This is a genomic window from Amycolatopsis sp. NPDC104819 (assembly GCF_055583145.1).
Genome location: NZ_JBVJON010000012.1, coordinates 269,919 through 283,446 on the forward strand (window position 1 = coordinate 269,919; position 13,528 = coordinate 283,446).

The following is a 13,528-nucleotide window of genomic DNA, read 5'->3' on the forward strand; positions in this document are numbered from 1 at the left end:
CCGGTGCCGCCGATGTCTTGCAGCTTCCTGACGAGGATAACTGCTGGCTTGCGCGATCCCGCGTGGTGGTGTGCGCTGAACCCATGTCTGGACAGACTTTTGACGTAGTGGTGGTCGGCGCGGGTCCGGTGGGGGAGGTGGCCGCCGAACGGGCGGCCCGTGGCGGCCTGAAGGTCGCTCTCGTCGAGCACGAACGCTTCGGCGGCGAGTGCTCGTACTGGGCGTGCATCCCGAGCAAGGCGTTGCTGCGGCCCGGAAATCTCCTCGCGGCGGCCAAGCGCGTGCCCGGGGTGCCGGTCGGCGACAAGATCGACCCCGCCGCGGTGTTCGCCCGCCGTGACTGGTTCACCGGCAAGGGTGACGACTCGGGCCAGGTCGAGTGGGCGCGCGGCGCCGGCATCGAGCCGGTCCGCGGGCACGGCGAGATCACCGGTGAGCGGGAGGTGACTGTCGGCGGCGACCGCGTCCTGACCGCGCGGCACGCGGTGATCGTCTGCACCGGCAGCGTGCCGAGCCGGCCGTCGATCCCCGGGCTCGACACGATCGAGCCGTGGGGCTCGCGGGAGGCGACGTCGGCTTCGTCGGTGCCCGGCCGCCTCGGCGTGCTGGGTGGCGGGGTGGTCGGCGTCGAGATGGCGCAGGCGTTCGCGTCGCTCGGCTCGGAGGTCCACCTGGTGATCACGGGAGAGCGGCCGCTGCCGCGTAACGCCGCGTTCGCCGGCGATCTCGTGTTGCACGGGCTGCGCGAAGCCGGGGTCTACGTGCACACGGAATCGGGCGTCGAGCGGGTCACGGCCGGGAAGTCCGGCACGGAGCTGGCGCTGAAGGACGGCGAGACGGTCGTCGTCGACGAGTTCCTGGTGGCGACCGGTCGCCGTCCCGCGACGGCCGGGCTCGGCCTGGAGGCGTTCGGCGTCGAGCCCGGGCGCCCGCTGGAGGTCGACGACACCGGCCGCGTGTCCGCAGTGGACGGTGGCTGGCTGTACGCGGCGGGCGACGTCACCGGCCGGGCCCCGCTGACCCACCAGGGCAAGTACGGCGCCCGCGCGGCCGGCGACACGGTGGCGGCGCTGGCCGCGGGCAAGCCGGTGTCGGCTTCGCCGTGGAGCCCGTTCACCGCGACGGCCGACCACCACGCGATCCCGCAGGTGGTGTTCACCGACCCGGAGGTGGCGGCGGTCGGCCTGGCGGACGCGCGGCCCGGCTCGGCCGACCGCGTGGTCGACATCGACATCGCGGTGGCGGGATCGTCCCTGCACGCCGACGGGTACACGGGCAAGGCCCGGATGGTGGTCGACACGGAGCGGAACGTCCTGCTCGGCGTGACGTTCGTCGGCCAGGACGTCTCAGAGCTGATCCACTCGGCGACGATCGCGATCGTCGGCGAGGTGCCGCTGGACCGCCTGTGGCACGCGGTGCCGTCGTTCCCGACGATCAGCGAGGTGTGGCTGCGCCTGCTCGAGGCGTACGGGCTCTGAGGGTTACTGGGCAGGCAGGTCCAGGGCGGCTTTCGCGGCCCGGGTGAGGCCGGGATCGTCCGGAGTGGACGGTCCCGGCGCCCAGACGGCCTGCACCAGGCGTACGGAGGTGCCTTCGACCTTGCTGGCGTAGGCGGCGTTCTCGAAGCGGGGTGGCTGGGTGGCGCCCCACTGGCCGGTCTCGGTGGCGAGGTCGAGGATGCCGCCCCCGCCGGGAGTGTCGGCAACGGCCTTGAAGTCGGCGGCCTGAGCAGCATCGGGAAACTGCACGATCCCGACGGTGACGGCCGCGGCCCGCCCATCGATGGTGGCGGCGTAGCTCGCCCGCCGCACGCCGGCGCAGCTGGTCTGCTGAAGGCTGGCTTGAGCATCCCCGAAGGCATGGGAAGCGCATCGTTGGTCACCCCCGGCGGCGCGCAGGGCGAACTGAAGGCTCTCGACGGGAGCGGCGCCGGCGGAGGAGCCGGGCGGCTGAGTGGCGGGAGTGGGCGGGCCAGTGGGTGCGGCGGCGGTGTCATCCCCGGTGGTGGCGACGGCAATCGCGGCGACGACCAGGACGACGAGCAGCGCGATGGCGGCCAGGGGGAGCCAGCGGACGGTCTTTGAGGCCGGGGTGGCGGCGCGGGGCGCGGGTTCGGGGCGCGGCCGGGGGGTGGGGAAGGACGGCGGCCCGAGGGGGTGCGCGGGTCCGGTGGCCGGAGTGGCCTTGGCGGCTTGAGCGGGCTCGGTTGTGGGGGACGGGCTGGCCGACTTGGGGAGCCAGGGGAGCTGGGCTGCGTTGGTGGAATCGGCGGCGGGGGAGGAACCGGCCGATTTCGGGAGCCAGGGGAGTTGGGCCGCGTTGGTGGCCGAAGTGGACTCGGCGGCTGAGGTGGGCTCCGCTGGCGGAGTTGGCTCAGCGGCCTGCGCCGGTTCGGCGAGCTGAGTCGAATCGGCTGGTTCGTTCGGTTCGGTGGGTTGCGCTGGTTCGGCGGGCTGAGTGGGTTCGGCGGGTTCGGTCGGTCCGGTTGACTGCGCCGGTTCGGCGGGTTCGGTCGACTCGGCGGCTTGGGTGGATCCGTCGGGCTCGGCCACTCCGGTGGATTGCGCCGGTTCGGCGGGCCGGGCGGGCTGGGGTCGGGCGCTCCCGGGGAAGCGGAGAGCCTCGGTTTGCTCGGCGTCCGGGGCTTCGAGGGACTCGGTCCGCTCGGTTTCCGTGGCGGGAGCCGCGGGGCGCGCGGAAGACTCTGTGCCGGGGAACACCGGCAGGGCGGGAGTTTCCGCCGGTTCGACCTTGTCCTCGGTGGGGGACGAGAGAACCTCGGTGCGCTCGGCAGCCGGCTCCGCAGCGAAAGGCGCGGGATCTGCTGCGGAAGAGCCCGCTTGCGCAGCCTCGGGCCGCGTTTCGGCCGGGAGCGAGCCGCTCGAGACGGCAGAATTCGTGCTCGCCCGGGGCGCAGCTGAGTCCGGAGCGACCTCGGAAGCGGCAGAAATCGCGGGCACGGCGACAGAAAGGTCCGGTTCCGAAGCAGCGCCGGCCGCCGAAGCCGGAGTCTTGGTCCGCCAGTCGGCTCCGCTCGACGCCACCAGACCGGATGAAGCTGGCACAACCGCGCTGGCCGCCCCAGAAGACCCAGACACCGCCGCCCCACTGTCCCAAAGGGACTCCGGGGGCGAGTCGTCCGAAAAACGGCTGAAGCCTTCCCCCAGCAAAACCTCGTCCGACAGCTCCGGAGCCTCCGGCGCCAACCCCCGCATCAACGCCCGCACCTGGTCCACCGATCGGGGCCGGTGGGCCGTGGCCAGCGACACCGTCGCCGCCAGCATCGTCGTCGGGGTCGGGTGCAGGACGCGGACCGGGCCCGCCAGGTCGCCCGCCGGCTGGTCGACCGTCTCCACGTACGGTCCTACCGCGACGATCGTCCCCACCGGGGCCGTTCCCGGCACCAGGGACACGATGCGCTGCTCGCACGCCTGGGACAGGTCCAATGCCTCCGTCGCCGGGTTGACCGCGTCGTCGTCGGCGACCAGGGGCCAGCCGTCCGCCTTCCACTCGGCCCCCAGTGGGGCTTCCAGGCGCAGCGCCGGGTCCGGGAGGTCGACGCCGATCACGATGATCACCCCGTGTGGCAACAGGACTACCGCTTCGATCGGGCGCTCGGTCACCGAGCCGACCCCGACCAGCGCGATCCCGCCGACGACGGTGCTGCCGCGGCCCAGGGACGCCAGCGCCGCCCGGACGTCGTCGGCCACCCGGGACTGCTGCCGCTCCAGGCGCACCAGTCGCACCGAAACCCCTCCCTGCTCGTCGTTCCGGGTCATCACGCTAGCGCGCGTGGTGGTATCCATCGTGCGACACGGGGACGACGCGGCCGCAGGCCCACCGAAAGTGGGGCCCTGGGTGACTTGTGGTGTTCATGTGGCCAAACAGCACGGTTGGGGTGCAGAATGTGCTACAACGCATCGGAGGCGGTATTCGGGAGCCGCACTGAGGCCGCGCTGCAACTCGATTCAGGGCGTAGGGGAAGACGTCCCTCGTCGAGTTACAAGCGGAGGTAGCAGTGAGCACCCGTGGCAGCACCCGAGGTGTGGTGTACGTCCACTCGTCGCCGTCTGCGGTGTGTCCGCACGTCGAGTGGGCTATTTCGGGCACCCTGGGTGCCCGCGTTGACCTGAAGTGGACGGCGCAGCCGGCCAGTCCGGGTCAGCTTCGCGCCGAATGCGGCTGGCGCGCGCCCGCGGGCACCGGCGCCAGATTGGCGTCCGCCCTCAAGGCGTGGCCGATGATTCGGTTCGAAGTCACCGAAGAGCCCAGCGCGGGCCTCGACGGCGAACGGTTCTGCTTCGCGCCCGGCCTCGGCCTGTGGCACGGGCGGACCAGCGCCAACGGGGACATCGTGGTGGGCGAAGACCAGCTGCGCGCCCTCGTCGCCATGACCCGTGGGGGTGAGTCCCTCGCGCACAAGCTCGACGAACTCCTCGCCGCGGGCTGGGACGAGGCGCTCGAGCCCTACCGCCACGCCGGCGACGGCGCTCCGGTGACCTGGCTGCACCAGGTGGGCTGACCGGTTTCCCGCGAGCGGCCCGGCGCGACCTCGGGTGATCCCCGGCGCGCCGGGCCGCTCGCGCGTCCGGGCCCGGAGTCCCGCGCGGCCGGGGCCGGTACGCTTCCGGGCGTGACCAGCCCCGCCCCCAGCTCCCGCCAGCGCTGGCTGGTGCCCGTCGTGGTCGTGGTGCTCTCCGTGACCGTGGGTGCCGGCCTGCTCGCTCGCGAGCTCTACCGCCGGCCGGACCAGCCTGCCGACGACACGTCCTCGCCGGTGTCGGCGCCGTCCTCGGCCAGTGGCGGTGAACCGGCCGCGGCGGACGCCGTCGGGATGACCGACGACGCGCGGGCGCACCCGCAGGCCGACGCCGTCCGCAAGCTGCTGCAGCAGTACTTCGACGCCATCAACACCAAGGAGTACGCGCGGTGGACGGCCGTGGTCAGCGCCCAGCGCATCGCGGAGCAGTCGCAGACGACCTGGAAGAACGGCGTCCGCACCACAAAGGACAGTGACGCGCTCGTCTACCGGATCGAGCGCGGCTCGGGCTCGTCGCTGCGGGTTCTGGTCGGGTTCACCAGCGTCCAGGACCGCGAGGACGCGCCCCCGTTCTTCCCCGAGCCGTGCATCAAGTGGCGGCTCGTGCTGCCCGTGATCGTCGAGAAGTCCACCCTGAAGATCGACTCCGTCGACAAGGGCCCGCCGCCCGAACACGAAAAGTGCTGACACGAGAAGGGGCCCGGCCGAAGCCGGGCCCCTTCTCGTTCGTCAGTGCGTTCAGGCCGCCGGGGTGAACAGCAGCGCCGTGTTGTGCCCGCCGAAGCCGAACGAGTTGCTGATCGCCGCGGTCAGCTCGACCTTGCGGGCCTCGCCCGCCACGACGTCCAGCTGCACCCGCGGGTCCAGGTCGGTCAGGTTCAGGGTCGCCGGCACGATGCCGTGGTAGAGCGCCAGGATCGTGATGATCCCCTCGACCGCGCCGGCACCGCCGACGAGGTGGCCGAGTGCGCCCTTCGGCGCCGTCACGACCGGGTGTTCCCCGACCGCGTTGCGGATCGCCGCCGCCTCGCCGATGTCACCGACCACAGTGGACGTCGCGTGGGCGTTGACGTGCCCGACATCCGCGGGGGTGACCCCGGCCATCTTCATCGCCGCGCGCATGGCGGCGATCTGGCCGATGCCCTCGGGGTGGTTGCCCGTGATGTGGTAGGCGTCCGAGGTGATGCCGTGGCCGGCGATCGTCGCGTAGATCCGCGCGCCCCGGGCCTTCGCCTGGTCCGCGCGCTCCAGGATGACCACGCCGGAGCCCTCGCCGAGGACGAAGCCGTCCCGGTTGGCGTCGAACGGGCGCGAGGCCGCACCCGGGTCGTCGTTGCGCGTGGACACCGTGCGGGCCTGGGCGAACCCGGCCAGCGTGATCGGGTGGATGCACGCTTCGGCGCCACCGGCGACCACGACGTCGGCACGCCCGGAGCGGATCATCTCCACGCCGTTCGCGATGCCTTCCGCGCCCGAAGCACAGGCCGAAGCCGGCGAATGCACCCCGGCCCGCGCCTTCAGGTCGATGCCCACGTGCGCCGCCGGGCCGTTCGGCATCAGCATCGGCACGGTCAGCGGCGACACCTTGCGGAGACCCTGCTGGTGCAACAGGTCGTTCTGGGTGAGCAGGGTGACCGGGCCGCCGACACCAGTGCCGATCGACACGCCGAGGCGGTCGGGGTCGACGTCGGTGTGCTCGTCGGTCGGCTCGGCGTACCCGGCGTCGGCCCACGCCTGGCGGGCGGCGATCAGCGCGACCTGCTCGCAGCGGTCCAGCCGGCGGGCCTGCACCCGCGGGAGGACCTCCGACGGATCGACGGCCAGCTGACCGCCGATCTTGACCGGCAGCTGCAGCTCCTCGACCCAGTCGGCCTCGATCGCCCGGATCCCGCTCCGCCCGGCCAGCAGACCGTCCCACGTGGACGTCACGTCCCCGCCGAGCGGTGTGGTGGCGCCGAGACCGGTGATCACGACGTCGATGTTGCTCATGGGAGTCTCCTCAAGGAGGGAAGAGGACTTACTTGGAGTTGGCCGACACGTAGTTCACGGCGTCGCCCACGGTCTTCAGGTTGGCGAGCTCGTCGTCCGGGATCTTGACGCCGAACTTGTCCTCGGCCTGCACGGCGATCTCGACCATCGACAGCGAGTCGATGTCCAGGTCGTCCACGAACGACTTCTCGGCGGTGACGTCGTCCTGAGCCACACCGGCCACCTCTTCGACGATCTCGGCGAGGCCGGCGAGGATCTCAGCGTTGTCAGCCATGGGGTAGTTCCCTTCTCGGTGTTTCTTTGGGTCTGGGTGCCCACGGGCGAGTGCCCGCGGGGAGCGTAACGGTGGTCAGGGGCAGACGAACGCCTGCCCGGCGTAGGACAGGCCCGCGCCGAACCCGACCGCCAGCACCACGTCGCCGGACTTCGCCGTCCCGGCCTTGCGCATGTGGTCCAGCGCGAGGGGGATGGACGCCGACGAGGTGTTGCCGGAGTACTTGATGTCGTCGGCGACGACCATTTCTTCGCGAGCGCCCTGCGCCCGCAGCTTCTTGGCGATCGCCTCGACGATGCGCAGGTTCGCCTGGTGCGGGATGAGGACGTCCACATCGGACGGCTTCAGCCCGGCGACCTCCAGCGCCTGTAGTGCGATCGGCGCGATCTGGGTGGTCGCCCAGCGGAAGACCGACTGGCCCTCCTGGTAGATGAACTTGTCCTCGGTCATCCCGATCAGGTCGACGAGGTCACCCGCGCTGCCCCAGGAGACCGGGCCGATCTGCGGCTCGTCGGACGCGCCGACGACCGCGGCGCCCGCGCCGTCGGCGAAGATGATCGCGTTCGCGCGGTCGGTCGGGTTCACCGAGTCGGTGAGCTTCTCGGCGCCGATCACGAGGACCTTCTTCGCCGAGCCCGCGCGGACCAGGTCGGAGGCGACCCCGAGGCCGTAGCAGAACCCGGCGCACGCCGCGTTGAGGTCGAACGCGCCGGGGCTCGGGATGCCGATCCGGGCGGCGACCTGGGCGGCCGCGTTCGGGATCTGCGTCGGCATGGTGCAGTTCGGGAGGATCACCGTGTCCACTTCGGACGGGTCGACGCCCGCGTCGGCCAGCGCGGCGGTGCCGGCGGCGACGGCCATGTCGGTGAGCAGCTCGTCCTTCTCGGCGAAGCGGCGCTCGATGATCCCGACGCGCGTCTGGATCCACTCGTCGTTGGTCTCCATCAGCTTCGAGAGGTCGTCGTTGGTGACGACCTTCTTGGGCTGGTAGCTGCCGACGCCCAGCACGCGGCTCCCGCGGGAGCCCGGGTTGAGGCTCAGGGCCGGTCGGTCGGTCACGAGGCGTCCTCCTGGCGCAGCGCCGCCAGTTCGGCCGGCGTCTTCAGCGCGGTGGTAGTGGTCACGACGCCCTTGAGCTGCCGCTTGACCAGGCCGGTCAGCGTGCCCGCGGGCGCGAGTTCGACGGTGCGGGTGACGCCGAGCGCGACGAGGCCGTCCATCGTCAGGTCCCAGCGGACCGACCGGGTGACCTGCGAAACCAGGCGCTCCAGGTACTCGGCCCCGCTGGTGACGACCGCGCCGTCCGCGTTGGACAGCAGCGGGCGCGTCGGGTCGGCCGGGGTGAGCTCGGCGGCGTGGGCGCGCAACGCCTCTTCGGCGGGCGCCATGTACTGCGTGTGGAACGCGCCGGCGACCTTGAGAGCGCGGATCTTCGTGCCTTCAAGGGGTTCGGCGACGATCTTCGCGATCGTGTCGGCGGCGCCGGAGGCGACGATCTGCCCCGCTCCGTTGCGGTTCGCCGCGGTCAGGCCCTGCTCTTCGAGCCAGGCGACGACCTGCTCGGGGTCCCCGAGCATGACCGCGGCCATCGACGTCGGTTCGAGCGCGCACGCCTTCGCCATCTCGGCGCCGCGGACGGCGGCGAGCGCGACGGCGTCTTCGGGCTTGAGCACCCCGGCGATCGCGGCGGCCGCGAGCTCGCCGACGGAGTGGCCGGCGACCGGCGCGTCGGCGGGCACCGGCGCGGTGGCCTGGAGGTGCTCGAAGGTGAGCAGCGACAGCGCGACGATCAGCGGCTGCGCGATCGCGGTGTCCTGGATCTCCTCGGCGTCCCCCTCGGTGCCGAGGCGGAGCAGGTCGAGCCCCGCGCGCTCGGACCACTGGGCGACGCGCTCGCGGGCGCCGTCGAGGTCGAGCCAGGGCGTGAACATACCGGGGGCCTGAGACCCCTGACCGGGAGCGAGGACTGCTGCTGTCACCCTCTAAGACAACACGCTGGGGCCTGGTTCCCGTGATGCCGACGTTCACAGTGTCTGCCCGGCGTCTTTGTCGGAAACCTCCAAAGACGCGCCGGACGACCTCGCTCGTAACCCGGAAGCCTTGTCGGGTTCACTGTAATCTGGGTCACGCGCGGAGGGAAGGGCGGGCCGTCACCAGAGGCCGCGGGCGCGGGCCAGCCGGCCCACGGTGAGCGCGATCCGCAGCACCAGCGCGTCCCGCGGGTCGGTCGGCTGGCAGCCGGTCAGGTCCGCCGCCTTCCGCAGGCGGTAGCGGACGGTGTTCGGGTGGACGAACAGCGTCTTCGCGCACGTCTCCAGCACACCGCCGGACTCGAGGTAGGCCTCCACCGTGCGCTGCAGCGTCGGGCCGGCCTCTTCCAACGGCCGGGCGATCAGGTCGACCAGCAGGCGCTCGGCCTCGGCGTCGCCGGACAGCGCGCGCTCCGGCAGCAGGTCCGCCGAACGGACCGGGCGGGGCGCGCCGGGCCAGCCGACCACCGCGCGCAGCCCGGACAGCGCCTCCGTCGCGCTGTGGTGGGCCTCCGCGAGCGTCGCCACGGTCGGGCCCGCGACGACCGGGCCGTCGGCGAACGCCACCGACATCTTGGCCAGGATTTCGCGTTCCTTCAGGCCGCCGTCGGTCGGTCCGCCCACCACGACCACCAGCCGGGAGCCCTGCACCGACAGCAGCACCGGGCGCCCGACGCGGGCCGCGCGGCTGCGGACCTCGAACACTACCGTCGGCGGGTCCTCCGACGGCGGGTTCCCCACGAGCACCGTCGCGGCCGCGGACGGCTCCCAGCCCAGCGCGGTCGCGCGCGAGAGCACCGACTCCTCGGCGTCCCCGCGGACGATGCCGTCGACGACCAGCGCCTCCAGCCGGGCGTCCCACGCGCCGCGTGCTTCCGCGGCGGCGGCGTAGGAGTTCGCCGCGGCGAACGCGATTTCCCGGCCGTAGCGGAGGATTCCCTCGATCAGGGCGGCCCGTTCGGCTTCGTTCGCGGCGAATTCGGGCAGCTGCTCTTCGAAGACTTCGATGGCGAGCCGCACCATGCCGACCGCCTGGCGCAGGCTGACCCACCGGGAAAGCTCGGCCGGCGCGTCGCGGAACGCCTCCGTCGTGAGCTTCAGCGCTTCCTTCGAGTCCCGCAGCCAGCTGACAAAACCGGCGGCGCCGGCCTGCGTGATCAGCAGGACGCTCGCGCGCTGGTCGGCGGGCAGCCGGGCGAACCACGGCAGCCGCCGTTCCATCACCGCGACACTGGCGCTGGCCAGGCTGCCGGACGCGTGCTCGAGCCGCCGGAGTGTCTTCGCGGACAGTCCGTGGTGCTTGGGCACCCGGCGCGGGGCGGTCGTTCCATCCATGGCGGAGGCGATCCTACGTGCCCGCAACTTTCGTAGCCGCCGAAGGCAACGCCGGACGGTATGCGGGGCGTGGACGTACTGCCTAGGATCTCCGGCGAGGGCAGACCAGGAATGGGGGAACCGGAATGACCGGTTTAGAGATCGACGCGATCTCCAAACGCTACGGCGACGTGGTCGCTTTGCGTGAAATGACGTTCGACGTCCGGCCGGGTGAATTGTTCGGCTTCGTCGGCAGCAACGGCGCCGGGAAGACCACCACCATGCGGATCGCGCTCGGCGTGCTGTCCGCCGACGCCGGCCAGGTGCGCTACGAAGGCGAGCCGGTGACGCACGAAACCCGGCGCCACATCGGGTACATGCCGGAAGAACGCGGGCTCTACCCCAAGATGAAGGTCGGCGAGCAGCTCACCTACCTGGCCCGGCTGCACGAGATGTCCGCTTCGGACGCCAAGTCGTCGGCGGAGAAGTGGACCGAACGGCTGGGCGTGGCCTCGCGCCGCGACGACGAGGTCCAGAAGCTCAGCCTCGGCAACCAGCAGCGCGTCCAGCTGGCCGCGGCGCTGGTGCACGAGCCGCGGATCCTGGTGCTCGACGAGCCGTTCTCCGGCCTCGACCCGGTCGCGGTGGACGTGATGAGCCAGGTGCTGCGGGAAAAGGCCGCCGAGGGTGTGCCGGTCGTGTTCTCCAGCCACCAGCTCGACCTCGTGGAGCGCCTCTGCGACCGCGTCGGCATCGTCCGGAGTGGACAGATGGTCGAGATCGGCACGGTCGGCGACCTGCGCTCCGGCGGCGCCGTGCGGCTGCGGGTCGACGTGCCGTCGGCAGGCGACGACTGGGCCGACGGCCTGCCCGGCGTGAAGGTGCTCGGGCGCAAGGGCACGGTGACCGAGCTCGAGCTGGGCGAGGGTGCCGACGACCAGGACGTCCTCAAGGCCGCGCTGGCCACCGGGCCGGTGCGCGAGTTCGCCCGCGAGCAGCCGACGCTGGCCGACCTGTTCCGTTCCGTCGTGACCACCGAGGAGGTCCCCGCATGAGCACGCCGCTTCCCGATGTGCGGATGAGCCCGATGGGCGCGGTCGGGCTGGTCGCCTCCCGCGAGATCTCCACCCGGGTGAAGTCGAAGGCCTTCCGCGTCGCCACCGCCGTCATGCTGCTGCTGATCGTCGCCGGCATCGTGTTGGTCAAGCTGATCTCCGGTGGGGACAGCGCCGACTCGACGGTCGGGTACACCTCGGCGACCGCGCCGTTCGCCGCGCCGCTGAAGGCCGGCGGCCAGGCCGTCGACGAGAAGATCGACGTCACCCAGGTCGCCGACGAGGCGGCCGGACGCGCGAAGCTCGAGGACGGCTCGATCGACGCGCTGCTCACCGGCGACGGCAAGAGCGTGCACGTCCAGGTGAAGAAGGACCTCGACAGCAAGCTCGCGAACGTGCTGCAGCTGCTCGCCCGGCAGGCCGCGATCAACCAGCAGATCACCGGCCTGGGCGGCAACCCGGCGCAGTTCCAGGCAGCCGTCGCGGCGGCGAAGTTCGTCGAGGACCCGCCGCTGGAGCAGCCGTACGACTACAACGGCACGCAGCTCGTGCTGGGCATCGTGGCGGGCATCCTGATCTACCTCTCGCTGATGATCAACGGCCAGACCGTCGCGCAGGGTGTCGTCGAGGAGAAGACCTCGCGGGTGGTCGAGCTGCTGCTGTCGACGATCAAGCCGTGGCAGCTGATGGCCGGGAAGGTGCTCGGCATCGGGGTGGTGGGGCTGATCCAGATGGTCGTGATCGGCGTCGGCGGCCTGATCGCCGTGACGGCGACCGGGGCGCTGCCGGATCTCTCGCTGTCTTCGGCGATCGGCGCCGTCGTGTGGCTGATCGTGTGGTACCTGCTCGGGTTCTTCATGTACTCGATCGTGTTCGCCGCGCTGGGTGCGCTGGTTTCGCGCCAGGAAGACGTCGGCGGCGCGACGATGCCGGCGTTGATGTTCGTGATCGCCGGGTACGTGATCGGCATTTCGGTGCTGCCGTCGAATCCGGGCAGCACGTTCGTCGAGGTGCTTTCCGTGATTCCGGTGTTCTCGCCGACGCTGATGCCGATCCGGCTCGCGATGGGCGGGGTGCCGGTGTGGGAAGCGGTGTTGTCGGTGGGGCTGGTGGTGCTGATGATTCCGGGATTGATCTGGCTCGCCGCGCGGATCTACCGCAACGCCGTGATGCGCAGTGGCGCGAAGGTGAAACTGCGCGACGCCCTGCGCGCCGCCTGACGTTCTTCCGCTGTTCATCCGGCCCTCGGGAGCTTCGGCTTCCGGGGGCCGGTTTTGTATACCCGGTAAATGCTCGAGGCCGCCCGGCGCTTGCGGTTTACGCTGCGCCGGACGGCCTCGTCTCCCCGGTCCCCACCGGTAGAACCAGTATGGCCGTGGCTGATCTTCGCGCGCCAGTCGTCTCACTCGATCGTGGGGCGCACGAGTTGCCGCGGCTGGGTACCTGATCAACGATCCGGTGCACAACACCGCGCACCACCCGAATCGTGATTCGGTGCGAACACCTAGAGGGAGTCGGACATGGGCCAGCAACTGAAGGACGGACTCGGGCAGGCGTGGAACCTCGTCGCCACGTTCGTGCCGAAACTCGTCGGATTCCTGATCATCCTGCTGATCGGCTGGCTGATCGCGAAGGCGGTGTCGAAAGGGCTGAGTCTGGTCCTCGGAAAGGTCGGGTTCGGCAAGCTGATCGAGAAGACCGGCCTTTCCGCCAGCATCGGCCAGCAGAAGATCGACGCCGCCGGGATCCTCGTGAAACTGGTCTACTACTTCATTCTGCTGATCGCGCTGCAGCTGGCGTTCGGCGTGTTCGGGCCGACCAACCCGGTGAGCCAGCTGCTCAACGACATCATCGCGTTCCTGCCGCGGATCGTGGTCGCGCTGGTGCTGATCGTGGTCGCGGCGGCGATCGCGAAGGTCGTGCGTGACGTCGTCTCGTCGGCGATGTCGGGCCGCCCGGCCGGCCGTTACCTGGCGACCGGCGCGTACTGGCTGATCATGGCGTTCGGCATCATCGCGGCCCTCGGCCAGGTGAACATCGCGACGGCGATCACCGGCCCGGTCCTGATCGCGGTCCTGGCGACGATCGGTGGAGTGATCGTGGTCGGCTTCGGCGGCGGCCTCATCAAGCCGGCTCAGGACCGCTGGCGCGGCTGGATGGCGAACATGCAGCAGCAGCTGGCCGAGACCCCGGCCCAGCGCACGGGCGAGATGGGCACGAGCGCCCCGCCGCGGGCGACCGTGGGCGCCGACAACACCCCGACTCCGCCGGCGGGCATGCAGCGCCCGCAGGTCTGAGCGGGCTCAGCGGTTGACGGGACGGGCCC

General features: G+C 71.4%; 12 protein-coding genes. 6 read left to right on the forward strand and 6 right to left on the reverse strand.

The features are described from left to right. The first annotated feature begins 83 nt into the window (after positions 1 to 83). Entirely contained in the window at positions 84 to 1,478 is a 1,395-nt protein-coding gene (locus tag ACZ63E_RS34245; protein WP_465340357.1) for a dihydrolipoyl dehydrogenase family protein, read from the forward strand. Between the two features lie 3 nt (positions 1,479 to 1,481). Here the strand turns inward: ACZ63E_RS34245 and ACZ63E_RS34250 are convergent, their stop codons facing one another. Then, positions 1,482 to 3,746, reverse strand: a complete 2,265-nt coding sequence (locus ACZ63E_RS34250) for a hypothetical protein (protein ID WP_465340358.1) — start codon at positions 3,744 to 3,746, stop codon at positions 1,482 to 1,484. 272 nt (positions 3,747 to 4,018) lie between these two features. On the opposite strand from ACZ63E_RS34250, the gene ACZ63E_RS34255 reads away from it, so the two are divergent. Together ACZ63E_RS34255 and ACZ63E_RS34260 are read left to right on the forward strand one after the other, a co-directional pair. Then, positions 4,019 to 4,522 carry a DUF3145 domain-containing protein gene (locus ACZ63E_RS34255; protein WP_465314411.1) on the forward strand — a complete coding sequence of 168 codons (504 nt, stop codon included), beginning with the start codon at positions 4,019 to 4,021 and terminating at the stop codon, positions 4,520 to 4,522. A 111-nt stretch (positions 4,523 to 4,633) separates the two neighbouring features. Then, positions 4,634 to 5,227 carry a hypothetical protein gene (locus ACZ63E_RS34260; RefSeq protein ID WP_465340359.1) on the forward strand — a complete coding sequence of 198 codons (594 nt, stop codon included), beginning with the start codon at positions 4,634 to 4,636 and terminating at the stop codon, positions 5,225 to 5,227. A 51-nt stretch (positions 5,228 to 5,278) separates the two neighbouring features. Here the strand turns inward: ACZ63E_RS34260 and ACZ63E_RS34265 are convergent, their stop codons facing one another. The 5 genes from ACZ63E_RS34265 to ACZ63E_RS34285 form a co-directional block, all read right to left on the reverse strand. After that, positions 5,279 to 6,529, reverse strand: coding sequence for a beta-ketoacyl-[acyl-carrier-protein] synthase family protein (locus ACZ63E_RS34265; protein WP_465340360.1), 1,251 nt, complete (start codon positions 6,527 to 6,529; stop codon positions 5,279 to 5,281). A gap of 28 nt (positions 6,530 to 6,557) precedes the next feature. Then, positions 6,558 to 6,803, reverse strand: a complete 246-nt coding sequence (locus tag ACZ63E_RS34270; protein ID WP_004559006.1) for an acyl carrier protein — start codon at positions 6,801 to 6,803, stop codon at positions 6,558 to 6,560. Between the two features lie 75 nt (positions 6,804 to 6,878). Beyond that, the gene (locus tag ACZ63E_RS34275) at positions 6,879 to 7,862 is read right to left on the reverse strand and encodes a beta-ketoacyl-ACP synthase III (RefSeq protein ID WP_465340361.1); all 984 of its coding nucleotides are present in this window, start codon (positions 7,860 to 7,862) and stop codon (positions 6,879 to 6,881) included. After that, positions 7,859 to 8,782, reverse strand: coding sequence for an ACP S-malonyltransferase (locus ACZ63E_RS34280; RefSeq protein WP_465340362.1), 924 nt, complete (start codon positions 8,780 to 8,782; stop codon positions 7,859 to 7,861). The genes ACZ63E_RS34275 and ACZ63E_RS34280 overlap by 4 nt, the downstream gene beginning before the upstream one ends. 171 nt (positions 8,783 to 8,953) lie before the next feature. Continuing rightward, a complete protein-coding gene (locus ACZ63E_RS34285) occupies positions 8,954 to 10,168 on the reverse strand; it encodes a PucR family transcriptional regulator (RefSeq protein ID WP_465340363.1) in 1,215 nt (404 codons plus the stop codon). A gap of 125 nt (positions 10,169 to 10,293) precedes the next feature. Here ACZ63E_RS34285 and ACZ63E_RS34290 point away from each other — a divergent pair, with 125 nt between their 5' ends. The 3 genes from ACZ63E_RS34290 (at position 10,294) to ACZ63E_RS34300 (ending at position 13,499) form a co-directional block, all read left to right on the forward strand. Further along, entirely contained in the window at positions 10,294 to 11,202 is a 909-nt protein-coding gene (locus ACZ63E_RS34290; RefSeq protein WP_465340364.1) for an ABC transporter ATP-binding protein, read from the forward strand. Further along, positions 11,199 to 12,422: an ABC transporter permease gene (locus ACZ63E_RS34295; RefSeq protein WP_465340365.1), complete on the forward strand. Its 1,224-nt coding sequence runs from the start codon at positions 11,199 to 11,201 to the stop codon at positions 12,420 to 12,422. The genes ACZ63E_RS34290 and ACZ63E_RS34295 overlap by 4 nt, the downstream gene beginning before the upstream one ends. Positions 12,423 to 12,722: 300 nt before the next feature. After that, the gene (locus ACZ63E_RS34300; protein WP_465314419.1) at positions 12,723 to 13,499 is read left to right on the forward strand and encodes a mechanosensitive ion channel family protein; all 777 of its coding nucleotides are present in this window, start codon (positions 12,723 to 12,725) and stop codon (positions 13,497 to 13,499) included. The last annotated feature ends 29 nt before the right edge of the window (positions 13,500 to 13,528 follow it).

What these genes read in the sequence shown, in the direction of transcription:
- ACZ63E_RS34270 (WP_004559006.1), bottom strand. Translation starts at nt 6,803, where the DNA reads ATGGCTGACAACGCTGAGATCCTCGCCGGCCTCGCCGAGATCGTCGAA.
- ACZ63E_RS34265 (WP_465340360.1), bottom strand. Translation starts at nt 6,529, where the DNA reads ATGAGCAACATCGACGTCGTGATCACCGGTCTCGGCGCCACCACACCG.
- ACZ63E_RS34300 (WP_465314419.1), top strand. Translation starts at nt 12,723, where the DNA reads ATGGGCCAGCAACTGAAGGACGGACTCGGGCAGGCGTGGAACCTCGTC.
- ACZ63E_RS34290 (WP_465340364.1), top strand. Translation starts at nt 10,294, where the DNA reads ATGACCGGTTTAGAGATCGACGCGATCTCCAAACGCTACGGCGACGTG.
- ACZ63E_RS34285 (WP_465340363.1), bottom strand. Translation starts at nt 10,168, where the DNA reads ATGGATGGAACGACCGCCCCGCGCCGGGTGCCCAAGCACCACGGACTG.
- ACZ63E_RS34245 (WP_465340357.1), top strand. Translation starts at nt 84, where the DNA reads ATGTCTGGACAGACTTTTGACGTAGTGGTGGTCGGCGCGGGTCCGGTG.
- ACZ63E_RS34295 (WP_465340365.1), top strand. Translation starts at nt 11,199, where the DNA reads ATGAGCACGCCGCTTCCCGATGTGCGGATGAGCCCGATGGGCGCGGTC.